This is a genomic window from Aggregatilinea sp., from assembly GCF_036822615.1.
Classification (GTDB): domain Bacteria; phylum Chloroflexota; class Anaerolineae; order Aggregatilineales; family Aggregatilineaceae; genus Aggregatilinea.
In genome coordinates this window covers 1-25,461 of the sequence record NZ_DAISHJ010000058.1, presented here as the reverse complement: position 1 = coordinate 25,461, position 25,461 = coordinate 1, and the positions used below count along the sequence as shown (strand labels likewise).

Annotated in this window: 22 protein-coding genes; 12 read left to right on the top strand and 10 right to left on the bottom strand. The window is 63.9% G+C overall.

Annotated features, from left to right (window positions below; genetic code table 11):
- Positions 1-191: 191 nt before the first annotated feature.
- Both epsC and cysK read right to left on the bottom strand, forming a co-directional pair.
- Entirely contained in the window at positions 192-890 is a 699-nt protein-coding gene (gene epsC / locus V7116_RS15840; protein WP_324392921.1) for a serine O-acetyltransferase EpsC, read from the bottom strand.
- 51 nt (positions 891-941) lie between these two features.
- Complete coding sequence (cysK, locus tag V7116_RS15835) at positions 942-1,874, bottom strand: cysteine synthase A (RefSeq protein ID WP_324392920.1); 933 nt, start codon at positions 1,872-1,874, stop codon at positions 942-944.
- 422 nt (positions 1,875-2,296) lie between these two features.
- Between cysK and V7116_RS15830 the strand changes: the two genes are divergently transcribed.
- From V7116_RS15830 to V7116_RS15820, 3 genes are all read left to right on the top strand, one after another.
- Positions 2,297-3,442: a TolB family protein gene (locus V7116_RS15830; protein ID WP_324392919.1), complete on the top strand. Its 1,146-nt coding sequence runs from the start codon at positions 2,297-2,299 to the stop codon at positions 3,440-3,442.
- 107 nt (positions 3,443-3,549) lie between these two features.
- Positions 3,550-4,737: an acyl-CoA dehydrogenase gene (locus V7116_RS15825; protein ID WP_324392918.1), complete on the top strand. Its 1,188-nt coding sequence runs from the start codon at positions 3,550-3,552 to the stop codon at positions 4,735-4,737.
- Positions 4,738-4,780: 43 nt separating this feature from the next.
- Complete coding sequence (locus tag V7116_RS15820) at positions 4,781-6,679, top strand: hypothetical protein (protein ID WP_324392917.1); 1,899 nt, start codon at positions 4,781-4,783, stop codon at positions 6,677-6,679.
- A 16-nt stretch (positions 6,680-6,695) separates the two neighbouring features.
- On the opposite strand, the gene V7116_RS15815 is transcribed toward V7116_RS15820, so the two are convergent.
- Positions 6,696-7,103 carry a hypothetical protein gene (locus tag V7116_RS15815; protein ID WP_324392916.1) on the bottom strand — a complete coding sequence of 136 codons (408 nt, stop codon included), beginning with the start codon at positions 7,101-7,103 and terminating at the stop codon, positions 6,696-6,698.
- A gap of 209 nt (positions 7,104-7,312) precedes the next feature.
- Between V7116_RS15815 and mce the strand changes: the two genes are divergently transcribed.
- Complete coding sequence (gene mce, locus V7116_RS15810) at positions 7,313-7,720, top strand: methylmalonyl-CoA epimerase (protein ID WP_324392915.1); 408 nt, start codon at positions 7,313-7,315, stop codon at positions 7,718-7,720.
- Between the two features lie 219 nt (positions 7,721-7,939).
- Here mce and V7116_RS15805 read toward each other — a convergent pair whose 3' ends face one another.
- Positions 7,940-10,822, bottom strand: a complete 2,883-nt coding sequence (locus tag V7116_RS15805; protein WP_324392914.1) for an MMPL family transporter — start codon at positions 10,820-10,822, stop codon at positions 7,940-7,942.
- Between the two features lie 171 nt (positions 10,823-10,993).
- On the opposite strand from V7116_RS15805, the gene V7116_RS15800 reads away from it, so the two are divergent.
- A complete protein-coding gene (locus V7116_RS15800) occupies positions 10,994-11,623 on the top strand; it encodes a TetR/AcrR family transcriptional regulator (protein WP_324392913.1) in 630 nt (209 codons plus the stop codon).
- Between the two features lie 560 nt (positions 11,624-12,183).
- On the opposite strand, the gene V7116_RS15795 is transcribed toward V7116_RS15800, so the two are convergent.
- The gene (locus tag V7116_RS15795; protein WP_324392912.1) at positions 12,184-12,348 is read right to left on the bottom strand and encodes a DUF1328 domain-containing protein; all 165 of its coding nucleotides are present in this window, start codon (positions 12,346-12,348) and stop codon (positions 12,184-12,186) included.
- A gap of 226 nt (positions 12,349-12,574) precedes the next feature.
- Here V7116_RS15795 and V7116_RS15790 point away from each other — a divergent pair, with 226 nt between their 5' ends.
- Complete coding sequence (locus V7116_RS15790) at positions 12,575-14,254, top strand: acyl-CoA mutase large subunit family protein (protein WP_324392911.1); 1,680 nt, start codon at positions 12,575-12,577, stop codon at positions 14,252-14,254.
- 185 nt (positions 14,255-14,439) lie between these two features.
- On the opposite strand, the gene V7116_RS15785 is transcribed toward V7116_RS15790, so the two are convergent.
- The 5 genes from V7116_RS15785 to V7116_RS15765 form a co-directional block, all read right to left on the bottom strand.
- The gene (locus V7116_RS15785) at positions 14,440-14,841 is read right to left on the bottom strand and encodes a VOC family protein (RefSeq protein ID WP_324392910.1); all 402 of its coding nucleotides are present in this window, start codon (positions 14,839-14,841) and stop codon (positions 14,440-14,442) included.
- A gap of 39 nt (positions 14,842-14,880) precedes the next feature.
- Positions 14,881-15,303, bottom strand: a complete 423-nt coding sequence (locus V7116_RS15780) for a type II toxin-antitoxin system VapC family toxin (protein WP_324392909.1) — start codon at positions 15,301-15,303, stop codon at positions 14,881-14,883.
- The gene (locus V7116_RS15775; RefSeq protein ID WP_324392908.1) at positions 15,278-15,772 is read right to left on the bottom strand and encodes a hypothetical protein; all 495 of its coding nucleotides are present in this window, start codon (positions 15,770-15,772) and stop codon (positions 15,278-15,280) included. The genes V7116_RS15780 and V7116_RS15775 overlap by 26 nt, the downstream gene beginning before the upstream one ends.
- 80 nt (positions 15,773-15,852) lie before the next feature.
- A complete protein-coding gene (locus V7116_RS15770) occupies positions 15,853-16,833 on the bottom strand; it encodes a DUF1848 domain-containing protein (RefSeq protein WP_324392907.1) in 981 nt (326 codons plus the stop codon).
- A gap of 236 nt (positions 16,834-17,069) precedes the next feature.
- The gene (locus tag V7116_RS15765) at positions 17,070-17,852 is read right to left on the bottom strand and encodes a hypothetical protein (RefSeq protein ID WP_324392906.1); all 783 of its coding nucleotides are present in this window, start codon (positions 17,850-17,852) and stop codon (positions 17,070-17,072) included.
- Positions 17,853-18,060: 208 nt separating this feature from the next.
- On the opposite strand from V7116_RS15765, the gene V7116_RS15760 reads away from it, so the two are divergent.
- The 6 genes from V7116_RS15760 to V7116_RS15735 form a co-directional block, all read left to right on the top strand.
- A complete protein-coding gene (locus V7116_RS15760) occupies positions 18,061-19,308 on the top strand; it encodes a hypothetical protein (RefSeq protein ID WP_324392905.1) in 1,248 nt (415 codons plus the stop codon).
- 399 nt (positions 19,309-19,707) lie between these two features.
- Entirely contained in the window at positions 19,708-20,517 is an 810-nt protein-coding gene (locus V7116_RS15755; protein ID WP_324392904.1) for an SDR family NAD(P)-dependent oxidoreductase, read from the top strand.
- 214 nt (positions 20,518-20,731) lie between these two features.
- The gene (locus tag V7116_RS15750) at positions 20,732-21,730 is read left to right on the top strand and encodes a nucleoside hydrolase (RefSeq protein WP_324392903.1); all 999 of its coding nucleotides are present in this window, start codon (positions 20,732-20,734) and stop codon (positions 21,728-21,730) included.
- Positions 21,731-21,955: 225 nt separating this feature from the next.
- Positions 21,956-23,281, top strand: a complete 1,326-nt coding sequence (locus V7116_RS15745) for a tetratricopeptide repeat protein (protein WP_324392902.1) — start codon at positions 21,956-21,958, stop codon at positions 23,279-23,281.
- A gap of 148 nt (positions 23,282-23,429) precedes the next feature.
- Positions 23,430-24,395, top strand: coding sequence for a 6-phosphofructokinase (pfkA, locus tag V7116_RS15740; protein ID WP_442891854.1), 966 nt, complete (start codon positions 23,430-23,432; stop codon positions 24,393-24,395).
- A 270-nt stretch (positions 24,396-24,665) separates the two neighbouring features.
- On the top strand, positions 24,666-25,461 hold a 796-nt coding region (locus V7116_RS15735), incomplete at its 3' end, for a 6-phosphofructokinase (RefSeq protein WP_324392900.1).

Genomic DNA, 25,461 nt, shown 5'->3' with positions numbered 1-25,461 from the left:
TGCCCCGCCCGTGTTTTTGGCACGCCCCCGCACATCCACGTAGGGGTGTATAGCAATACGCCCCCTACAACACGCAGAATCACGCGGGGGCAGCGCCCCTACAAACCCCGGTGAGGCCGTGCTTGTCTCCCCTCTCCAACTTGATTGGAGAGGGGCCGGGGGTGAGGTCACAGGGCGGATCTTCTGCCCGCCTAAATCACGTAATCCGGCATCTGCTCGATGCGCTCGGCGTCGTGCTTACCGTTGCCGTTGGCCTGTGCGGCCTTCTCCACATCGTCCAGCCGCGCCAGGATGCGATCCAGCCGCTCGGAGATGATGTCCGGCAAAATATTGTGATCCAGGTCCGGGCGATGCGCTTCCGGCTCCGCCCCGCTGCGATGCACCGGCCTGCCGGGAATACCCACCACCACCATATCCGGTTCCACGTCTTTGACGACCACTGCGTTCGCTCCAATGCGTGTATTACGCCCAATGGTGATCGCGCCCAACACCTTCGCCCCGGCGCCGATCACAACCCCATCCTCGATGGTAGGGTGGCGCTTGCCGTGATGCAGACTCACGCCGCCCAGCGTCACCCCGTGATAAATCGTTACGTTCGCGCCGACCTCAGCCGTCTCGCCGATCACGACGCCCATGCCGTGATCGATGAACAAACGCGGGCCGATGCGCGCCCCGGGATGAATCTCGATCCCGGTTAGCCAGCGCGTGAACTGCGAGAGCCAGCGTGCAGGCAGATACAAATGCGCTTCCCACAGCCGGTGCGAGACCCGGTAGGCCCACAACGCGTGCAGCCCGGAATAGCTCGTAAGCACCTCAAGCCGGTTGCGCGCCGCCGGATCGCGCTCCAGTACACACTGGACATCGTCACGAATCGACGCCAAGATCGACATGGTCGTTCACCTCATTCCCATTTCCAGCCGGGCGGCAGCGCCTCCGGCGCGTCAAACATCCAGATCTTCGTACAGCACCGTCGAGAGATAGCGCTCGCCGAAGGACGGGATGATCACCACGATGAGCTTGCCCGCGTTTTCGGGACGGCTGCCCACCTGAATCGCGGCCCACGTCGCCGCGCCCGACGAAATACCGACCAGCAGCCCTTCTTCGGTCGCCATGCGGCGCGCGGTCTGAATCGCGTCCTCGCCGCTGACCGTCACCACCTCGTCGTAAACGTGCGTGTTGAGCACGTCCGGCACGAAACCCGCGCCGATGCCCTGAATGGGGTGCGGCCCCTTCTGCCCGCCGGACAGGATCGGCGACGCGGCAGGCTCCACCGCGACGATCTTCACCGACGGCTTGCGCTCCTTGAGCACCTCGCCCACGCCCGTGATCGTGCCGCCCGTGCCGATGCCCGCCACCACCAGATCGACGCTGCCGTCCGTATCGCGCCAGATTTCTTCGGCGGTGGTGCGGCGGTGTACTTCGGGATTGGCGGGATTCTGGAACTGCTGGGGGATAAAGACGTTGGGATCGGCGGCGGCGAGTTCTTCGGCTTTGGCGATGGCGGCGTTCATCCCGCCGGGGCCAGGCGTGAGGATGAGTTCTGCGCCGAAGGCCTTCAGCAGCTTGCGCCGCTCCTTGCTCATCGATTCCGGCATGGTCAGGATCAGGCGGTAGCCGCGCTGCGCCGCGACCATCGCCAGCGCGATCCCGGTGTTGCCGCTGGTCGGCTCGACGATGATCGTGTCCGGGCCGATCTTGCCGTCGCGCTCGGCGGCTTCGATCATGGCTACGCCGATCCGGTCCTTGACGCTGTTGGCGGGATTATAAAATTCGAGCTTGGCGACGATCTGCGCTGGGATGTCACCCACGATCCGGTTCAGACGAACGAGCGGGGTATTACCAACCAGCTGCGTGACGTTGTCTGCGATTTTCATCGGTTACCCTTCTGCCTCTTCCGGCGAATATGGGGAGTCTGTCGCCCCAGATTGAACGCGAACGGAAACAAAAACCGGCCACGCTTGAGTGCGCGACCGGTTAGAAACACCATGAGTAGCCTTTAAGCAGGATCAAGGCGTGACGGCACACCACAAGCGGTGCTTGAGCCCTCCGTTGAAGCCTGTACACGAGCAAACCTGCATCTGGGCCGACACGTCAAACTGCCTTCTAATACACGCCAATTAAATCGATCTGAGTCGATTATATGCCCGCGTCTGCAATTTGGCAACAGGTTGTTTAGATCTAAACCTTATCTTGACGCAAAACGCCCCTGACACGACGATTACCCCGCGCGATCCCCGCCCCGGCCCGCTGCGGCGCTATACTGAAACCACGTACCCCATCCCACAGGAGCGCGCGCATGAATGTCTGGATCGCCCGGCACCGGCTCGTCCTCGGTCTCACCCTGGCCCTGTTTGCGATCGTCCTCGCGGTTCTCGCGGCGATCCTGCTGCGACAGTCCACCCCGGACCGGCCCGCGCCCGCCGGAAGCCTCCTGGTCGCCGCCGCCGAGGGGGACAACGTCACGACCGTGCTGGCGCGGTTCGACGCGGCGTCCGGCGTGCTGACCCCGCTGGACATGCCCGGTGATCTCCCCCGCGACGCGCTGAGCAACGTTTCGCCCGACGGCGCGCACTACTGGACCATCGAAACGCACTGGCACGAAGAACTGAACGCCAACCAGATGCAGGTGTGGGTCGCCGCGAGCGATGGCAGCGACGCGCGCCCGCTGACGGACGACGGGCATTTCGGCACGCCGGTCTGGTCGCCGGATGGGGAGCGGCTGGTCTTCACGCACAGCGTCAACTATCACTCGGCGCTGTTCGTGGCGGAGGTCGAGACGGGCGCATTGACCCAGCTCACCGGCTACCAGAACGACATCGAGCCGAGTTGGTCGCCGGATGGATCTCGTATCCTGTTCACCACCTCGCGCGACGGCTTCCAGGAACTCTATACGATGGCCCCCGACGGCTCCGACCTGCAGCGGCTGACCGACAACGAGCAGATCAACGACTTCGCGGCGCGCTGGTCCCCGGACGGTGAGTGGATCGCGTTCCAGCAGAACTATGCCGTGGGCGACGGGTCGTCGGAGGTGTGGATCATGCGCCCCGATGGATCCGGCAAGCGCCAGATCACCGACAACAACAAAGACGATCACTCGCTGGTCTGGTCACCGGACAGCCGCTCGATCGCGTTCGTGCGCACCACGGTCACGATCCTCTCGGAGACGCAGGTCGAGCGCACCACCGACATTTACGTGTACGACCTCAAGCGCGACCGCGTGCGCCGCCTGACCGATCACCCCGACTACGACGGCAGCCCGGTCTGGTCGCCGGACAGCATGTGGATCGCGTTCCGCTCGCACCGCGACACGCCGGAGCGCATGTACCTCATCCGCGCCGACGGCTCCGGCCTGCGCCCGCTGGACACCGCGAACCCCGACGCGCCGCACATCACCGCGATCTACCGTTGGGAAGCGCCGTCCCCGACCGCTCCGGATCTGTAATGAAGCTGCAACTGGATTTTGTTACAATGAGGGCGTTCTATGCACGGGCTTCACGCCAGAGGCCCGGTGAATAAACTTCATTCAGAAGATTTCAGGAGCAGCCTGCGATGTCAGAATCACTGAGCACCGGCCCCACGCTCGACCTGTCCGAAGAACACATCATGCTGCGCGACGCCGTGCGCGACTTCGCCCAACACGAGATCGTGCCCATCGCCGCCGAGTTTGACGAGAGCGGCGAGTTCCCGCTGGACACCGTGCGCCAGATGGGCCAGATGGGGCTGATGGGCATCGAAGTCCCCGAAGCATACGGCGGGGCGGAAATGGATACGCTGGCCTACGTGCTGGCGATGATCGAGATCGCCAAGGCCGACGCGGCCCACAGCACCGTCGTCAGCGTGAACAACAGCCTCGTCTGCCACGCACTGTTGAAGTTCGGCACGGAGGAACAGAAACAGAAATACCTCGCACCGATCGCGTCCGGCGAGAAGATCGGCGCGTATTCGCTCACCGAGCCGATGAGCGGCAGCGACGCCGCGACCATGCGCAGCCGCGCCGTGCTCAACGCCGCCGGGACGCACTACGTCATCAACGGGCGTAAAAGCTGGGTGACCAGCGGCCCCGTCGCGGACACCGTGATCCTGTTCACCATGACCGAGCCGGAAAAGGGCCATCGGGGCATCACCGCGTTCATCATCGACGCATCCCTGCCCGGTTTCGTGCGCGGCAAAAAGGAGCCGAAGCTCGGCATCCGCGCCAGCGCCACCAGCGAGCTGGGCTTCGAAGACTACGAATGCCCGGTCGAAAACGTGCTCGGCGAGCCGGGCATGGGCTTCAAGATCGCCATGACCGTGCTGGATGCGGGCCGCATCGGCATCGCGGCGCAGGCGGTCGGCATCGCCGAGGCGGCCTACGAGGCGTCGGTGAAATATGCCCGCGAGCGCGAGGCGTTCGGCCAGCCGATCGGCGGCTTCCAGATGATCCAGCAGAAAATCGCGGACATGAAAACGCGGCTCGAAGCGGCCCGCCTGCTGACCTATCAGGCGGCGCTGGCGAAGATGCGCAGCAAAGAAACCGGCGGGCGCTATACGCTCGAAGCGAGCATGGCGAAGCTGTTCGCCAGCGAAACCGCGATGTATGTCACGCACGAAGCCGTACAAATCCACGGCGGCATGGGGTATAGTAAGGAACTGCCCGTCGAGCGGTACTTCCGGGACGCCAAGATCACCGAAATATACGAGGGAACGAGCGAGATTCAGCGCGTCGTGATCGCTCGTAACGAACTGGAACTGCGATAGGAGCCGGGCAAGCGGTTTTTTTGTACGTGATAAGGAGACGTTGATGAGCATCGAAGACTCCCAGCCGGACGCTTCCGGCGAGGTCAAAGAACCGAAAGCGCCCGATCCTTTTATGGACAAGTTGCGCGACCTGCCGCGCATGTCAACCACCACGGCCAGCGGCAAAGCGTCCCAGCCGCCCGCCCCCACCACCAGCCGCCTCGCCGCCATCTCGCAAGGCTGCGGGGGTATCGTGGCGATCCTGCTCGGCGCAATGATGTTGCTGACGGCGTGGCTGTACGGCTTTTACGTCTGGGGCCCCGGCCTCATCCTGACGGGCGGCATCCTCCTGACGGCAGCCGTGATGGGCATCTGGCGCGGTCGGCGGCTGCCCCTGCTCATATCGCTGGTGGTCACCATCGGCATCGCGGTCGTAGCATTCAACTGGCGCTATTTCCTGTTCGCGGCGGCGGCGCTGTCGCCGTTCGGGCAGATCAGCGACATCATTTTTAACATCGGCCTGATGCTCGGCGCGCTGGCGCTGCTGGGCACGATCGTGCTGCACGGGATCAGCCTGATCAACTGGAAGCGTCTGCTGCCGCCGCCCGGCCAGCGCTCGATCAGCCTGTGGATCGTGGCGGTCGTGTTCGCCGTCGGCCTGCCGTTCGGCCTGCACGTCACCGCCCAGCAGGAGCGTGAAAACACGCTCACGAAGGACCGCGACGATTATCTGGCCGACGCCACCACCGACCAGTTGGTCATGGGCGCGAACAGCGGCGTGGCGCTCGGCTACAGCTTCGCCATCAACACCGACGATGCCACGCGCGGCGAAGATAACTTCCGCACCCGCATGGCCGAGCTGGACGCCATCCTCGATACGGGCGCGTCTCCGGTGCGCGTCGATGCCAGCGGCGACTCGCTGCTCGAAGCGGAAGAGCCGCGCATCTTCCTGCCGTCGTCCGGCAGCGGGAACGAAACCCCCACGCCCGATCCCGAATATTCCGCCGCGCGACTCTCTGAACAGCTCGACTACGAGTCGCAGTACATGGACCACATCAAGGCGTCGGGCGCAGCGCTGATGATCTCCGACTCGCAGTACTCGCCCTACCTGCTGTCGCGCGCGAACGACGAAGACGTCGAGCCGCTGACGTGGGACGAATTCACCGCGCTGCACGAGGCGCGCATCCGCTACTACGCCAGCACGTACCAGCCCGCCGTCTACATCGTGGTCACCGAACCGGCGACGTACGAAACCTACAGCGGCATCGACATGCCGTCCGATGACGACGACGAAAACCTCGACGCGTGGGTCGCGCATACCGAACAGCTCATCGCCGCCGTCCGCGACGAAGTGCCGGATGCCCTGGTGGGCGTGACCGTCCAGCCCAACAACGACTTCGACACCAGCTATTACGAGCGCATGCTCGATCTCGACGGGCTGGACTTCATCAGCATGGACGTGTTCCAGGAAGCCGCCTTCCCCGCCGTTCAGGACTTCCTGGACGAGCACGGCCACGCGGCGGATCACGGCAAGTCGCTGTGGATCAACCAGACGTGGTACGGCTACTGCATGGCCCCGCAGCGCAGCATGGATCTAGACGCGCTGTGGCTGGAGACGGTCACCGCCTTCGCGGCGAAGGAAAACTTCGGAGCAGTGCTGCCGACCAGCTTTGGCTGCTTCTTGCAGGAGGGCGGCACGCTGATCCAGCCGGACATCGCGTACGAGGGCCGCACGGCAGTCTTCGACAAGTGGCAGTCGCTGGTGCAGCAGTGGCAGTCGCCGCTGCCCGCGCCTGCGAACGCGGAAGCCCCCGCGCCCGCCGCGACCGAAGAACCGGAGATGGAAGTGACCGCAGAGCCGGATGCAGCCGCGACCGAAGCGGCCACGGCGGAAGCTACCGAAGCGCCCGAAGCAGCAGCCACGGAAACGCCAACGGCGGAAGCGACGGAAGACGCGGGATAAAACTCAGGCAGAACCGTTAGCGATCTGCGCCGGGGGAATCGTCTTCCGGCGCAGATGCCGCATCCAGGTGGAGCAGGTAGTCGCGGGCTTCCAGGCGCGAGGGAAACAGGCGCACGATCTCGTGCCCTGCGCGCTGGTTGAACTGGTCGGCCAGCGCACGAGTCGAGTCCGTCGCGTCAACCACGGCGATCATCCCCCGGTTGGGGTGCAGCGGCGCCGGGCTTTGCATGTAAATTGGCAGCACATCGGGATGAATAGAGCGCGCGTCGGCAAGGTCGATGACGGTATGCGTAAGGCGATCGGCAGCGTCTAGGATGATGCACAGCTCCTCGACCAGCACGTGCATATCACCCGGCAGGACGTCACCCGACCACCGTGACAGCAGAATGTGGTCCGGCTGCATCCACGTCAATTCGATGGGCATCCTACGTCCTTTACTAGCTGCCTACCTCCCCATCAGGCAGGCCACGGCACCATCGCCAGTTTCAGTAGGACAGGGATGACAGAGTTAAAATCATCGCCTCTACATGTTGTTATACGCCTGCGTCGCAACCCCTGTCAAATGGATCGCGCAAGCTGGGCAGGCGGGCGCCTGTGCGCCCCGGACAAAAACTGAGAAATCGAGGGAAGACAATGATCAAGCAGATCAACCACGTGGCTATTCTGGTCGAAGACCTGGACGCATCGCTGAGCTTCTGGCGCGACGCGCTGGGCATCCCCGTTGGCAAGACGGAAGTCAACCCCGGCGAGAACGTGAACATCGCGTTTTTGCCGCTGGGCGACAGTGAAATCGAGCTGCTGGAGCCGATCAGCGCCGACAGTGCGCTCGGCAAGTTCCTGGCGAAGCGCGGCCAGGGCATGCACCACATCTGCGTGGAAGTAGACGACATCGACGCGACGATGCAGCGCCTCGCGGAACATGGCGTCCAGATGATCAACGACGCGCCCAAGTCGCGCGAGGACGGCACGCGCTACGCGTTCGTGCATCCCAAGAGCACGTCGGGCGTGCTGGTGGAGCTGTACGAGCTGCCGAAAGCCTAGTAGGCTGTTATGCACTTTCCGAGCGAGAAAACTGCTTTCTCACGCTCTCGTGACCCTGCGAACTGTAGGGGCGGGTTTCATGCTCTTTAACTTTTAAATCCGGCAAACCAGGGCGGGTTATAAACCCGCCCCTACAAATCCCGTACGAAACAGGGTAGGCCATGCGCCTACCCTGTCTTTAGAAGTCACTCACCCACCGGGAAAAAACCGGATCGAGCGTCAGTCCCCCGTCTGGCCGGAAAGCTCGCGGCTCGGCACGGGCGACTTGCCCGCACTGCCCGGTACACCGCCGGGCCACCACGCCCACTTGCCCGCCAGGATCGTCAGCGCCGGGACCAGCAGCCCCACCACGATCATCGATTCGAGCAGCACCCCCACCGCTACCGCGAAACCGATCTCGGTCAGGCCCTTGATCTCGCCCGCCATCATCGCGGCGAACGTACCTGCCAGGATCAACCCGGCGGAACCGATGATCGGCCCGGTCGCCATCATCGCCGTGTGGATGCCATCGCGCAGACCGTTTTTGGCGACCTCTTCCTTCAGGCGGCCCACGAAGAAGATGTTGTAGTCGATGCCCAGCGCCACCATGAACACGAAGGTGAAGAACGGCATCCAGAACGTCAGCTCATCAACGCCGAAGAACACCTTATACACCAGGCTGGTGAAGCCCAGCGTGGTCGTATAGCTCAGCAGCACGCTCAGGATCAGGTACAGCGGCGAGATCAGGCTGCGCAGCATCAGCAGCAGCACCAGGAAGATGCCCGCCAGCACCAGCCCAATGGCGCGGATCTGGTCGCTGCTCAGCGTGTCGCGGATGTCCGTGATCATGACCGGGTTGCCGCTGACCTGCGCCTCGCCGGTCCCGGCATAGGGCTTCAACATGTCGCGGATGTCGTTGATCGTGTCCATCGCTTCGTAGCTGGTCGGCACGCCGGAAAGGATCACTTCCAGGCGGTAAGCCGTGCCATCGTCGCCCAGGTACAGGTCGAACACCGGCTGAAGCGCGTCGAACAACCCGCCCGCCTCGGTCGGCAGGATCGCGGCGTCGGGGATCTGCGCGAGGCGGTCCGCCAGCCCGTTCACAGCGGCCAGCAGATCGTCTTCGTGCGCCGCGATCAGCGACTGGATCTGCGGCATGAACGGTTCGGCCAGCGCCGCCAGATCCGCGATCGGCAGCGTCGGGTGATCCATCGCGGCGAACGTCGCGGCCAGCCCTTCCAGCGCCGCCTTCAAATTGTCCTTCTGCGCGATCAGCAGCAGCGGATTGCCACCCAGCGCGTCCTTGAGCGTCGTGTAGTTCGGATCGCTGGCGATGTCGGGGTAATTCTGCGCCAGCAGATCGAGATACCCGCCCGCCGCGCTCAACAGCGCCGGAAGCTGCGCCGTGTCGATCTGCGTCAGCGCTTCGGGCGTGATCTGGTCCACCAGCGAGGCCGCCAGCCCAAGCTGGCCGTCTACCGTCTGCGCGCTGTTCGCGGCGGCGAGCACCTGCTGCATGGTGACCAGCGCCGGATCGTCCGCGATCTCAGGGTAGCGCGTGACGAGCAGCGTCAGGTAGTTCTGCACGTCGCCAACCATCGCCAGCGCCTGCGCCGGATCGCTGATCGCCACCTGCCCCGACTGCACCGCCGCGACCGCCGTGCGAAGCTGCACGTCCGGGCGCAGCAGGCCGTCGAAGTCGCGGCCCAGGCCGAACGGGCTGTTCATGCCGCGCACGTCCGCCACGCCGTCCAGCGCCGCCAGCTCGTTCGTCAGCTTGACGATCTCGGCGGCTTCGGTTTCGGGATCGCGTTCCGTCACGGCGATGTTCAGCGGCAGCACCGCGCCCTTATCCATGTGCTCGCCCAGTTTGGTGAAGCCTTCCGACGCGGGGCGATCCGATGGCATGTCGGCCACAGCGTCATAGTTGAAGCGCAGCGTCAGCGCATAGACGGAGAACGGAGCCATCAGCGCCACGATCACCAGCACCGTGATCAGCGGGCGGGCGCTGACGATCTGCGAGATCTTCTGGAAATAACGGCCCGGTGCGCGGTGCTGGGCATGGCCCGGCCAGAAAGCGCGCGCGCCCAAAATCGCCAGCAGCGCGGGCGTCAGGGTCAGCCCGGCGGCCAGCATCACGACGATGCCCACCGCCAGCGCGGGGCCGGTGGTGTTGAACAGGCCCATCTCGGCCAGCGCCATCGCCATGAAGCCCACGAAAATCGTGCCCGCGCTGCTGGTGATCGTCTCGCCCACCTTGTGCACGGTGCTGCGCGTGGCTGCGTCGGTATCGGTCGTATCGGCCATTTCTTCGCGGAAACGGCTGATCATGAACAGGCAGTAATCCGTGCCCGCGCCGTACAGGATAACGACCATCAGCACCTTCACGTAGCTGGTGATGGTCATCACGTTGTCGCCGATCCAACCGACTACGCCGCGCGTCACGAAGTAGGACAGCGTCACCGTGATCAACGGGATCAGCGGGCTGACCGGGGAGCGGTAGATCAGCAGCAGGAGCAGCACCACCAGCACGATCGTCACCCAGATGGTGCGATCCACGCTGGTGCGGATCGACTTGTCCGTGTCGATGACGATGGGCGACGCGCCGGTTTGATACGCGTCGATGCTGGCGGGCTTGTGCGCACTGACCCACTGGTCGATCACGTCGATCGTATCCGCCGTCTCGGTCGCAATGTGCCCCGTGCTGAGGTCCACGGACACGATCGCCAGCTTCTGATCGTCCGCGATCGTCAGCTTTTCCGCGTACGGGTTGGTCGTCGGCGCAATCACCTTCGTGATGTTGGCGGGCGCGTCGTCGCTGTTGAGCCACGTCTCCAGCTCCCCGATGAACGACCACACGGTCTCGTCGTGCACGTCGCCCACGCGGCTCGCGTCGATCACGACGTAGGTCGAGCCGAGCGTGTACTGGTCGGGAAACGCTTCCTGGTAGACCTCGTCCGCGTGCTGGTACGGCGCGTGAGCGGGCAGGAAGTCCGCCTGATCCGAGCTGGCAACATCATCGATGCTCGGCGCGAGCACCGTAATCACGACCGCCAGAACAATCCACGTCAGCACGATTGCATAGCGGTGCCGCGTGGCGAAATTTCCAATCTTCGCAAACATCCCCATCTGCCTCCTGAGCACATCCGTTGAGAGCGCAAGATGAACAGCTCAAACAGAACTAGACATACTGTCTAGAAAGAAGGATAATAGAGAAGCAAGCAAAGTCAACGCACAATTCAAGCATGCTGTCTAATAATAGACATTTGTCTAGAATCGTGAGGGAAGAAGGCTATGCAAAAGCAGGACCGTCGCGTACAGCGCACGGATCAGCTCCTGCGCCAGGCCCTGATCGACCTCAGCCTGGAGCGGGGCTACGACTCGGTGACCGTGCAGGACATCACCGACCGGGCCAATCTGGGCCGGGCCACGTTTTACCTGCACTATAAGGACAAGGATCAGCTTCTGCTGAGCACGCTGGAAGCCATCGTGGACGACCTGTTAGAGCGCATCACGCCCGAACTCAAGAACATGTTCATGTACGGCGAGACGTCGCCCATTCTGACCATTTTCCGCCACGCGCAGGAGAACCGCGATCTGTACCGCATCATCCTCAGCGGGCGGGCGGTGGTCAGCGTGGAGCGCCGCCTGCGCGAGTTTGCGGCGGTCAATGCGCAGAAAATTCTGCTGGCGTTTCTGCGGGGCAAGCGCAGCCCGATGCCGATCGAGATCGTGGCGTACCACTTCGCCAACTCGCTGCTGGGCATGATCGATTGGTGGCTGGAAAACGAGACGACCTACTCCGCCGAATACATGGCGCAGCTTTTCTACGAGCTGAGCGTGACGAGCGTGCTGCGATCGTTGGGGCTGCAATTGGCCGTGACGGAGATCAAGCCCACGCCGCCGCCCGGCCCATCGTCGTAGAGCGTGTAAAACCGGGGCGGGTTAGAAACCCCATAGGCATTGAGCTACCGGGGCAATTGCGGCTGCTTCCTCCTGGCGCGGCTGCAAACCGCGAGCGATGGACACCGTAGGGGTAGGGCTTGCCCTACCCGGCTTTTCTCTCAGCGGGCGGGCAAGCCCCGCCCCTACGAAAAGCATGGCTCCCGATTTTCCCTGTAATGCGCTTAACTTAACGCGTATCGGCTAGCATCCCGCCCCCACAAACCCCCGCCGAACTCTGCCTGTCGCCCCTCTCCAACTTGATTGGAGAGGGGCCGGGGGTGAGGTCTGCTTTTTGCTCTTGCCGTTGCTTTTTGCTCTGAGCTAACGGCTAACGGCTAACGGCTAATCGCTGCCGCCTTGGGGCCGGGGGTGAGGTCTGCTTTTTGCCCTTGCTCTTGACTGACAACTAAAAACAAACGACTAACGACTGTTCTTTCCCCTCCGCTTGCCTACCCAAAGAATCACAAAACGGGCAGCACATGCTGCCCGTTTTGTCGTTCCGCTCCCTACCTGTTGGGGGGGATTGCGTGTTGAGCGTGTTAGACGGCTGCGCGGCGGCCAAACAGCAGCGACACGACGAACAGAACCAGGAAGACGAAGAACGCGATTTTCGCCAGTGTCGCGGCGGCCCCGGCGATGACACCAAAGCCCAAAATTGCCGCAATGATCGCCACAACCAGGAACAACAGCGCTAGATTCAACATTTCCATTTTCTCCTTGTGCACGTCTCGAATTTGCGGTGCTCACGTTTCCATCAAGAATGCACTCATGATACGCGAACTCGCGGCGGTGGTCATGAGCCGCGCGGCGCAATTCGCCATAGGCCACTCGGCGCACCTTGCTCCTACCATCCGGCCCACTCGCAGTAGGCGTTTCAGCTACTCGTTTCTAGAATCAGACACGCATCGAAGTCTAAAAAAGGACCCCTTTATGTTTGAGCCTGACAAGATCGCTCAGATCCGCGCCGCCCGCGACCAATGGGAACACACCACCCTGAACGACGCCACCCGCCGCCAGCCGGAGCGCCCCGCCTCGTTTACGACGATCAGCGGGCGGCCCGTGCAGCGCGTCTACACCCCGCTCGATGTCGCGGAGCAGGACTACCTGCGCGACCTGGGACTGCCCGGCGAGTACCCCTTCACGCGCGGCGTGCACGCCACCGGCTACCGGGGCAAGCTGTGGACCATGCGCATGTTCGCCGGGTTCGGCACGGCGGAGGAAACCAACGCGCGCTATAAATATTTGCTTCAGCAGGGCAACATGGGCCTGTCGGTCGCGTTCGATCTGCCCACGCTGATGGGCTACGACACCAACGCGCCGGAAGCCCTGGGCGAGTTCGGCAAGTGCGGCGTGGCGGTCAGCAGCCTGCGCGACATGCAGATCCTGTTCGACGGCATCCCGCTGGGCGACGTCAGCACGTCGATGACGATCAACAGTCCGGCGGCGATCCTGTGGGGCTTTTACATCGCCGCCGCCGAACGGCAGGGCGTCCCGGCAGCGCGGCTGCGCGGCACGCTGCAAAATGACATTCTCAAGGAGTACCAGGCGCAGAAGGAATATATCTTCCCGCCGGAGCCGTCCATGCGGCTGGTGACGGACACCATCGAGTACGGCACGCGCCACCTGCCGCAGTGGAACACGATCAGCATCAGCGGCTACCACATCCGCGAGGCCGGATCGACCGCCGGGCAGGAGCTGGCCTTCACGCTGGCGAACGGCCTGGAATACGTGCGCTGGGCGCTGCGCCGCGGCCTGGACATCGACGACTTCGCGCCGCGCCTGAGCTTCTTCTTCAACGTGCACAACGATTTCTTCGAGGAGATCGCCAAGCTGCGTGCGGCCCGCCGCATCTGGGCGCGCGAAATGCGCGAGACGTTCGGCGCGAAGAATCCACGCAGCTGGCTGATGCGCTTCCACACGCAGACGGCGGGCGTCAGCCTGACCGCGCAGCAGCCGGAAGTGAACCTCGTGCGCGTGGCGATCCAGGCGCTGGCGGCGGTGCTGGGCGGCGCGCAGTCGCTGCACACCAACAGCATGGACGAGGCGCTCGCCCTGCCCTCCGAGCACGCCGTCACGCTGGCCCTGCGCACGCAGCAGGTCATCGCGCACGAGTCCGGCGTGGCGAACACAGTCGATCCGCTCGGCGGCAGCTACTTCGTGGAGAAGCTCACCGACGATCTGGAAGCCGAAGCATACGACACCTTCGGCAAGATCGACGCGCTGGGCGGCGTGCTCGGCGCGCTGGAAGCGGGCTTCTTCCAGCAGGAAATCGCGGACGCGTCGTTCCGTTTCCAGAAGGAAGTCGATCGCGGGGAGCGGCAGATCGTCGGGGTGAACGCCTACGCCAACAGCGAGCCAGTGCGTATTCCGATCCTCGACATGGACCCGCAGGGCTACGAGCGGCAGTGCGCGCGTCTGGAGGATCTGCGCGCGGCGCGGGACGGGGATGCCGTGGCGCGCTGCCTGGACCGTCTGCGGGCGGCGGCACGCGGCACGGACAACCTGATGCCGCCGATCCTCGACGCGGCCCGCGCCGACGCAACGCTGCAAGAGATCACCGACGTGCTGCGCGATGAGTTCGGGCTGTACCAGGAAAAGCAGATCATTTAGCGCGTGTGATGCACGTTCCGAGCGAGAAAACGGGTTCCTCACCCTCGGCCCTCATCAAGTTGGAGAGGGGAGACAGGCAAGCGCCCGATGGGGTTTTGTAGGGGCGGGTTTATAACCCGCCCTGGTTTTGTCCGAATTTGAAAGTTAAAGCGCACTAACCCGATTCTGGGATAGAGATAACAAGCCTATTCGGATGAGTTATCCGGCGGCAGGTTGCCGATCACATTACCGTGCTCGTCGGTTGCCAGCAGTCCCTTGGTGATGTCCAACATCACGTACGTGTTTCCCCAGGGATCGCGCACCACGGCCAGCCGCCCGATCTGGATGTCGAAGGGCTGCACGACGATGCTGCCCCCCAGTTCCTCGAAGCGGCGCGCCGCCTCGTCCGCCGATGGGACCTTGAAGCAGATCTCCGGCGGATGCGGCTCCGTATGTAGCACGATTTCGGCTTCACTCTCCGGGATGCGCAGCCCGGCGGCGTCACCGGTGCGCCAGATCAGGTCGTGCCCGAGCTGGTCGCGGTAAAAATGCAGCCCTGCTTCCAGATCCGCCACGTACAACCGGACGCAATCGACGCTGTCAAACATAGCGACCATCTCCTGTTTTCAGAGGCCGGATGAAACTCACTACGGCAGAAGGTCCAGGTACTCGCAGTGCGCGGGGCGGAAGATCGAAAAGTCGCGGCGGTCGAGCGTGCAGACCTGCGTGATCTGCAAGCGTTCCGACAGCGCCATGATGCAGCAGTCCACAAAATCAAAATTCGCGCTCGCGTATTGCACCATAATAGCCGCTGCCCGGCGCAAATCATCCGGCGAGAGGCCCTCGTACTGATAATTGCCTTTCACGAGCGCGTTCAGGAAGCGGGCGACAGCATGCGCTTCGCCTGCTCGCCGAAACAAAAATGCCACCTCGGTCAAAGTGACGTAAGGGATCACAAACTGCCCGCTGTAGAGATCGCCGATGGCGCTTACGATCTCGTTGTCCCTGGCACTCCGATCATATAGGGCATACAAGAAGCTGCTGTCAACGAGAATCTTGCTCGATGTCATCTTCGCCCCTCATGCGGTTGAGCAGATAATCGGCAAATTCCTCGTTCAGGATATCGTCCGCTTTCGAGGCATCGATCGGATTTTCCGTGCGGATGTTGGCCTCGCGTGCGATCTTCGCCGCATACGCCAGGGAGCCAACGGGCGGTTCCAGCGAGGCCAGCTCGGACTTCAGGCGCGGGATGCCGTCCTCGTCGAACACGCCGAACTGCTCGTCCAGCTCGTCGTCGGTCAGCGCGACTTTCTCGCCGTCCCCCACCGACTGCCAGTACTGGCGCGCCTTCGTGTAGGCTTTGCGGCGCACGCGCTTCACCGCGTCGCTCGGCGCACGCGCCCCCGGATCGTCCAGCTTTTCCGCCGGATACTGGTCCACGAGCGTCTTCAGCACCTCTTCGACCGGGCGATTCTCGCGCGCCGCGATCTCCCGCAGGCGGCGGGCCAGTTCTTCGTCGTGTACCTGAATGGTCAACATTGGTCAGGCTCCTGCACACTGGTTTGTGGTTCTGGCTCAAGTATACGAACTGGCGGCGGCAAAGTACAGCACCTGCCCCATCACGCCCCGCCGAACAGGGAGGGCTGGACCGCCGGGACGTCCTGCTGCGCGGGCGGCTTCACCAGCGTATCCAGGTCCACACCCGCCAGATGCGGAGGCCGGACCAGGATCGTGTCGGTAGGATCGTGCGCGGCACGACGCGCCCGCGCCGCGTCGAGCGTGTTCGTCGCGTAGCAGTAGCGGCAGCCGAACAGGCACGTATCGTACGCGCCGATGTCCACCGAACGCACGCAGCCGCAGTGCTCGCGCGTCGGCTGCGGCTTGAGCGTAGGCATCCGCTCCCCGACCATCACCGCCAGCAGATCGGGATCGAGGCAGCGCCCCGGCTGGATCGCCGGGATACGCGCGTGATCGGCCTCGCAGCAGCCGTACAACGTGATGCCGTGCTGTGCGGCGATCTCCACGAACCCGGCCAGCAGCGCGTCACGCTCCGGCGCGCCCGGATCCTCGAACGTGATGCCATGCTCGGCGCGCACGGCGTCGAGGTTGCGTCGCGTCTTGCCGTAAAAGTCCAGAAACGAATACGAACAGCGGTGCGTCAGACCTTCCAACTGTGCGGCGATGGCGGCGAAGTGATCGAGATGGTAGACGAAGGGCGTGATGCTGCTGAACACGATCGGATCGTAACGCCACAGCACGCGCTCCGGCCCGATGCGTTCCGCCAGCGCGCGCACCGCCCCGATAGCGGCGGGCAGCGGCGGATTGTGCAGTTCCAGCGGCGCGCCGTAGCCGGTGATCGAGACGTGAAAATAATAGGCGTACCCGCCCGCGTCCAGCCGATCGAGGACCGGCAGCATCGGGCGGGGGTTGCGCGTCCAGAACACGAACGCGAAACAGTCCTCAGGCCGCAGCGAAACGCGGTACACCGCGCCGGAATAGGGGTTCAGCCAGTGGCAGAACCCCGCCTGCAAGCGGTTCGCAAACCAGGGCGCATAAAACGCGGGGATGTCGGTCCGGCGGCTGACGCTGACGGCGTGCACGGGGTCCCTCCTGAGGCGGAATTCACCCCCTAATCATAGAACATAAGTTCGTAATTTGCAATCCGAAAAAGCGTTTTCCCGGCCTATTTTACAGGGGCGCGTTTGATACGATTCCGCTCTTAAATGGCGGCCCCTGCCAACCCCAACCCACCCTGCCTGTCTCCCCTCTCCAACTTGATTGGAGAGGGGCCGGGGGTGAGGTCTGCCTTTGCCCTTACTTTCTGCGGTCCCCGCTCTCACGCCAACATCTGCGCGCGGACCGTCGCCACCGCCTCGGCGGGATACGCCGCCAGACGATCGCGCAGCAGCCGGTCGGCCAGATCGAGCAGGCCCACCGCCGCGCGATCGATGTCCAGGCTCAGCAGCGCGTTGATCTCCGCGCCCAGCTCGGGGTAAGCCTGCTCCACGCGGCGCAGCGGATCGAGGTTGTCGAGCGCTTCGGGATGCTCGGTCGGCACGTGACGCGCGATCAACTGCATGAGCGCCATCGTCGCCCACCCGGCGACGAACACGCGCGCGCTGATCTGCTCACCGCGCCGCAGCCGCCACACGGCCACCAGCAAGTTCGTGAGGAACTGCCCAAACAGCGCCGCCTCGTTTTGGGCGACGGCCTGGGCTTCTTCGATCGTCGTGCGCTGCATCCGCGCCAGATCCGACGCCAGATCGATCCGGTCGATCAGCAGGCGGTAATCGTTCACTTTGGCGTGCAGCAGCCCGGCCCGATCCGACACGGCATATTCGAGCAGGTGGCCGCTGCGGTACAGCACCTTGAAGCCGCCGTGATGCTCGCGGATCCACAGCACGATCTGCGTGGGATCGGGCAGCCAGTCGCCGTTGTTCTGGTAATCGGGCTGCGCGTCCGTCTCCACGACCAGCCAGAAGTCGTGATCGGACCACTGATCGGGCTGGTGCGACTGCGCCGCCATCGATCCGGCGGCCATCAGCCCCACGACGCGCGGATCGCGTTCCAGGCCGTCCACGAGTGCGCGGGTAAATGCTTCGTACTGCTGCGGATTCATGGCGAGATCCTCTGTCCGGTGCGCCCTTCACCACGCGGGGAGGACCAGGAAGCGCCCCACGTCAGCGCACGTTTGCGTATTGTCCGCCGGAAAGCGGCGGACCGTCAAGAGCATGTGCGCCCACGGTCCTATTTTCGCCGCCTTCGGGCACGCGGTACACTTGGACCCGGCCAGCGACCTCCTTCCCCACCCGCAGGAGATAAGCGCGATGATGCAGCACCCTATCCGGTTCCGCCTGATCTTGTTCGCCGCATTGATGCTCGCCCTCACCGCCCCGGCAGCGCAAAGTCTGGCGCAAATCACCTCTCCCTACGACGTCCGGCTCGCTTACGTGTGGCAGAACACCGTCACCCTGGCGGACGCGAACGGTGTCCCTCTGGAACAAACCGGGCCGAGCTTCAGCACCGGCCAGGGCGGACGGCTGGTGTGGAGCGCGGACGGCAGCCGCCTCTTTATCGCCCAGGACAACGCGCTCTACGAAACGGGCGGGCAGGGCGGCCCGGCGGTACAGGTTCCCGGCGCGTTTGGCCGCACGATCACCTTCACGCATGATACGGGCGTGCTCTATTACCTGGAAACGACCGCCCCCCAGGAGGAAGAACCGGGCATCGTCTCGTTCCCGCTGCGCGAGGCGAACATGCTGCTGCTTTCCGGCGGGACGGGCAAGCTGGCGGGCTACTTCGGGCGGTACGCGTCCGGCACAACGCGCGCCAACCTGACCTTCGCGGCGGCGCTCTACGCCCGCGACGGCGGCCTGCTGGGCCCCGGACGCCCGAACCTGTGGCCGAGCTATGGCAGCAACCTGTTCGGAACGTGCTGCTTCCCCGATCCGGGCCTGGGCATTTTCACGCTGGGCACGGAAAGTTATTCCGTGTGGGACGCGGCATTTCTGCCCGGCGCGGCAGCGACCAACGCCACGCAGACCTATCTGGCAGGGCCGACGACCGGCGGCGTGATCCGCATCATCGACCTGATCACGGGCGGCACGCGCGACTATGCGATCCAGATCGCGGGCGGCCTGGGGACCATCGAGCGCATCGCGTGGTCGCCGGACGATACCATGCTGTACTTCATCTCGCGTTACGATCCCACCACCCCGCTGCAATTGAACGTAAACACCAGCTTCCCGGTGGATACCAGCAGCGCGAACGTGACGCTCTACCGCCTCAACCTCGTCACCGGTACGATCGACAAGCTGGCGTGGCGTGCGGACGTGTACGGCGTCAGCTCGCTGGCCGCCACCGAGGAGCACGTGTTCGCCACGGTGGTCGATTCCAACGCGGCATTGATCAACGCCTTCAACAATCAGGTGGTGGCCGCCAGCCTGCCCAGCAGCGATCCGCTGCTCGCGCCGTACATCCCCCAGACGCACCTGTGGCGCGTCGCGGTCGATGGCTCGTCCGTGATGGACGTGCGCGACGACGTCTGGGGCCTTGTCACGCGCCCCATCCGGTAGGAAACAGGGATCAGGGACGATGTAGGGGCAGTTCACGAACTGCCCCTATACAGCAAGTTAAGCATTCAGCGGCATGGTAAACGACTCTGTCTTTCGTAGGGGCGATGCTTGCATCGCCCGTGATCGGCAAAGCCGGGTAGAGCAAGCTCTACCCCTACACACATCCGGCTTGGCGGCTTGCTCCCGGATCGCCGGTTCATCGTAGGGCTAGATACCTATCGATCCGTTAACTTGGTGCGCATGGGGCCGTTCACGAACTGCCCGGCGAATCAACCGGGCGGAGCACGCACGATCATGGTTTGCTCCCCTCTCCAATCAAGTTGGAGAGGGGTCGGGGGTGAGGTACATTTCCGCCCAACCCGAATACAGCGCCTGAACAACGAACAGGACAACCACTTCATGCAGGTCTACGAAAAACTCATTCCGCCGGAACCGCCCAAACGCGTGATTTTCATTACCGGGGCGTCATCGGGCATCGGGCGTGCGGCGGCGCTGCTGTTCGCGGCCATGGGCGACGGCGTGGCAGCGGTCGCGCGGCGCAGCGATCGCCTCGCGGACACGGTCAAAGAGGCGGAAAAACGTAAGCTGCCCGGCAGGATCTTCCCCATCGAGGCCGACGTCACCGATCCCGCCGCGATGCAGCGAGCGGTGGCGCTGACGCTGGCGGAATTCAACCGGCTGGACGTGCTGGTCGCGAACGCGGGCATCGGGCAGCGTGGGCCGCTGGTCGAGTCGCCGTGGGACGACCTGGACGCCGTGCTGCGGACCAACATCGACGGCGTGATCCACAGCGTCCGCGCGGCGGTCCCGGCGATGCGTGCCAGCGGCGGCGGGCATATTGTGATGGTGTCGTCCATCCTCGGCCCCGTGCCGGGCGCCTACGCAGCAGCCTACAGCGCCAGCAAAGCCGCCACGGACGCCCTGGCGCGCTCCCTGCGCGGCGAGCTGAAGGCGGGCCACATCGCGGTAAGCGTGCTGCACGTCGGGCAGACGCACACCGAGTTCGCGGAAAAGCGGCTCGGCCAGCCGGGGCGCGTGGCGACACGCTGGCCCACCATGACGCCGGAGCGCGTCGCGGGCGGCATCGCCCAGGCCCTCGAACGTAAGCCGCGCACCATGACGCTGCGCTGGATCGACTGGCTGTTCGTATGGGCCGGGCAGCGCTTCCCCGGCCTGCTGGACCGCATCCTCGCGCGAGTGTATGGGTAAAAAGCCCGGGGCGGCAGTTTAAAAGTTTTTAACAGTCGGCGGGTCCCGGGTTAAACGCAGTTTAAGGCGCGCGCGAACCCGATCCGCCCTATTTTGGAGGTGCTGCGCAGGATCGTGCAGCGGCGATCCCACCGCGCCATCCCAGATGGGCGCTTGACGGCGTTTTGAAATCGGCCAATACTGGAAGGAGAGTTACTAACAGAAAGGATTAGGGATGTTTAAAAGAGTTGCGCTCGTTTTGTTGCTGTGCTGTACCCTCTCAGGGGCGTTTTTGACTCCCGCCGCCGCCCAGACTCCCCGCCCGGTCATCATCGACACCGACATGACCACCGACGACTTCATGGCGACCCTGCTCACGCTCAAAGATCCCAACTTTGAGGTCAAGGCGATCACCGTCACCGGGACCGGCTGGGCGTTCTGTGACGCGGGCGTGCAGGCCGCGCTGGGCATCGTGGCGCTGGCGGACGCAGGTGACATCCCGGTGAGCTGCTGGCGCGACGATCCGCTGGTGGGCGAAAACCCCGTCCCGGCGGACTGGCGCACCAATCTTGAGGCCGTCGCCGCGCTGGGACTGCCGGAAGGCGGCCAGCCGGTCGATGAAGACGCGGTCGCGCTGTTCACCTCCACGGTTCAGGACTCCCCCGAAAAAGTGACCGTGCTGGCGATCGGCCCGCTGACGAACATCGCGCAGGCGTTCGAGGATACGCCGTCGCTGATCGATAACATCGAGATGATCTACGTCATGGGCGGCGCGGTGGACGTGCCCGGCTCTGAAGTCAGCGATGAAAACACCACCGCCGAGTGGAACATCTACTGCGATCCGGTTGCCGCGCGCATGGTGTTCGAATCCGGCGCACCGATCACGCTGGTCCCGCTGGACGCGACCAACGACGTGCCGCTGTCGATGGACTTCCTAAACCAGCTTGAGGCGGATAAGCACACGCCCGAGGCGGAATTCGTCTACACGGCGCTGTCGAACAGCACCGACTTCATCGAGTCCGGCGGGTACTACTTCTGGGATCCGCTGGCCGCTGGCATCATGGCCGACCCGTCGCTGGCGACCATGACCGAGCGCGACGTCACCGTGATCGATGTGCCCGGCCCGGACTTTGGGCGCACGAAGCCGGTCGGCAACGGCCCGCGCATCGAGGTCGCCACCGCGCCGGACGGCGCCGCCTTCCTCGACTACTTCATGGGCACGCTCAACCCGTAGCTCACGGGATTGCGCCGGTAATTCCGGCTGCCAAACGAGAGGCGGATCGATGATTCGCCTCTTTTTGAGCCGCCTCTCCGGCGCTGAGCGCCGATCTGGGGGGCGGCTTTCCCTTAAATTTGTCCGAACGCGCAGTTATGAAGGATAATCCGTACACGAAGCCATTCAACGGGCTATTACTTAGTGCGTGGTGGCGTGGCATTTCACGAGCAGGAGATTTCACCCATGGCATCGCAACTCCATGAAGCCGTCAAACTCGCCCAGGAAGGACGCCGCGACGACGCCCGGCTGCTGCTGCGCCAGGTCGTCCAGACCGATCCCAACAACGAAATGGCCTGGTTATGGCTGGCGTCCGTCGCCGCCGATCAAGTCGAATACGAGCGCGCGCTGAACGAGGTTCTGCGCATCAATCCTACCAACCAGCAGGCGCGCACGCTCCGGGATCAGTTCGTCCAGCAGTACGGATCGCGCCTGGGGAGTGCCACACCTGCCCAAACGCCGCCGCCCGCCGCGCCCTATACGCCGCCGCAAACGCCTTCTTACGCGCCGCAGCAGACCCCACCGCCCTACAACGGCACGCCGACCGGCCAGCCGTCGTATGGGCAGCCCGCCTACGGGCAGCCGCTGCAGACGCCGCCGCCCCAACAGCCGCCCGCGTCTTATTACGGCGCGCCGCCTTCCTACGGAGCGCCCGCCTATGGTGCGCCCGTGCAGGAATCCGTGGTCCGGCACGAGCGGATCGTAGAACGCAAACGCCGCCGGGGATGTCTCGGCTGCGGGTGCATCCAGTCGTGTTTTCTCATCCTGATTCTGTTCATCGTGCTGCCCGCCGTCGCCTGCGGCGTGATCGCCTATGCCAACCGCAGCGCGAATCTCGGACCGGGCGACTGGGCACTGGCCTACCTGCCCGGCGACGCAGGGCGCAAGGACGTGGAATTCGAGATCGACAACCGCGCGGTGTCGGTCAGGGTTCCGCGCAGCTGGTATCTCGCCGAAGACGGCGACCAGTTGTGGTCCACGGTGAGCGATATTCTCGACCAGTCGATGCCGTTCGATGACACGACGCAGACCTGGGCCAGCAAAGCGGTCGATCTGGCCGCCGAGACGCTGCAAAACGCGGACGTGCCCATTTTTGAAACCAACCCTGTGCAGCTCCTTCAGGGCGGCGCACCGAGCATCCTGACCTTCCAGGGCATCGCGCAGGCCAGCGACGCCGATGTCGAGAGCTTTTCGTGCAGCGCCGTGAACAGCGCCCAATCAGGCATCGTCCAGGGCGCGACCGGCGATCAGGCCACCTTTGCGACCATCGACCAGGGGCAGTTGTGCGGCTACCGCGTGGACAGCGTGCGCTCGCTGGGCACGCAGGCGATCCTGCAAAACGCCGACGCCCCCACCAGCATGCACGTCACCGAGTTCTTCATCCCGATCAGCAGCAGCAGCGCGTCGCACTGGACGGTCAGCGTGCCGGAAAGCCAGTACGACGGCTTCTCGGACGACATCGACCGTATGATCGAAACGGCAAGCGTTGGGACGGGGGGCAGCGTCGGTTAAATCTCCGTAAAATATGCGCTGCACGCTCCCGTGCCCGGCAAAAACTGTCAGAGCGACCAATTGACAGCCCCAAGTGGGCAGTGTTATAAACCCGCTTGATGTTGAGTAACTGTGGTGCTCGGCAAGGGGAGCTTGCGTACACATGGCAATCAGAACGATCGCGGTAATGACGAGCGGTGGCGATGCCCCGGGCATGAACCCGGCTATTCGCGCGGTGGTGCGAGCCGCAACCGCCCATGGAATCGAAGTTTACGGCATCCGTCAGGCGTTTTCCGGGCTGCTGGCGGGTGACTTTGAGCGGATGACCAATCGTGACGTCAGCGGCATCATCGGTCGCGGCGGCACGATTCTGCAAACAGCCCGTAATGCAGAATTCCGCACCCTCCAGGGCCAGAAGCGCGGCCTGCGTCGCCTGAACGAGCACGGCATCGAGGGGCTGGTCGTCATCGGTGGTGACGGCAGCCTGCGTGGTGCTCACTCGCTGCACGAACTGGGTTTCCCCGTGGTGGGCGTGCCCGGCAGCATCGATAATGACATCTACGGCACGGACATGAGCATCGGCGTCGATACGGCGCTGAACACCATCATCGACGCGCTGGACAAGCTGCGCGACACGGCCAGCAGCCACGAACGCTGCTTTTTGATCGAAGTCATGGGGCGCAACTGCGGCTATCTGGCGACGATCTCAGGCATCCTCGGCGGCGCGGAATTCGTGATGATCCCCGAACGCCCCTTCACGCTCCAAGAAGTGGCCGAAGCGCTCGAAAACGCCTACATGCGCGGCAAGAACCACGCGATCGGCGTCATCGCGGAGGGCGCGACGCCCAGGATCCACGAAGTCGCGGCCTTCCTCGAAGGGCACGAAACCGGTTTCGAGGTGCGTATGACCGTGCTCGGCCATGTCGTGCGCGGCGGCGATCCGTCGGCGTTCGACCGGCTCCTGGCGACACGCCTGGGCGTGCACGCGGTCGAGTGCCTGCTGGGCGGCGAAACGGGCGTGATGGTCGGCCTGCAAGGGCGCGACATCGGCACGGTTTCCCTGGCCGACGCGACCGACAAAGACAAAAACGTCAGCACCGAATATATCCAAATGGCGGATATGCTGGCGCGCTAGCCGCCCGGCCCACATCCATCCCGCACGATCCGGCGCTCGTCTCCCTTTCGCACAAGAGACGAGCGCCGTTTGGGGTTCTGCCGCCGCCGCGCGCATATCCCCTCACACCGCCTTTGGTGATAAAAGTCAACAGCGGCCAGTCGCGCTCACTGGTATAATAACGGATGGATCGTCGCCAGCCTCCAGGTTATGTCCCCGGATAGCCTGACCGGCGGCTCCGCCAATAAACAGCTTTTATGCTTAATATCGAACACTTCAGGGAGGATTAGTATGTTACGGATCGGTGTGCTGACGGGTGGTGGTGACGTTCCGGGCCTCAACCCGTGCATCAAGCAGATCGTGAACCGCGCGGTGGATGCGGGCCACGAGGTTTACGGAATTCGCCGGGGCTGGGGTGGCCTGCTAAATTACAACCCCGACTCGTCCGACGAGGAAAAATCGCACTGGATTCAGCCGCTCACCAAGACCGTGGTCCGCACCGTGGACCGCACGGGTGGTACGTTCCTGCACACGTCGCGTACGAACCCGCAGAACGTGCTGGCGGGCCAGGTTCCCGAATTTTTGCAGGGCATGACCGTGCCCACGAAAACGGACAAGCACGGGCGCGCGGTCGAGGACTACACCGAACACGTGCTGAACGTGCTTGAGTCGCTGGGCATCGACGTGCTGATCCCCATCGGCGGCGACGATACGCTCAGCTACGGCGAGCGCATGCACCGCGAAGGCATGAAGGTCGTCGCCATCCCCAAGACGATGGACAACGACGTTTACGGGACCGACTACTGCATCGGCTTCTCGACCGCCGTCACCCGCTCGGTGGAATTCATCCACAACCTGCGCACCAGCGCCGGGTCGCACGAACGTATCGCCGTGGTCGAGCTGTTCGGGCGCAACTCGGGCGAAACCGCGCTGATCGCCGCGTATCTGGCGGGCGTCGAGCGCGCGCTGATCTCCGAGGTCCCGTTCGACCCGGAGCGGCTGGCGACGCTGGTCATGGAAGACAAGGCGTTCAACCCCAGCAATTACGCGATGGTGACCGTCTCTGAAGGCGCGCGGCTGGTCGAAG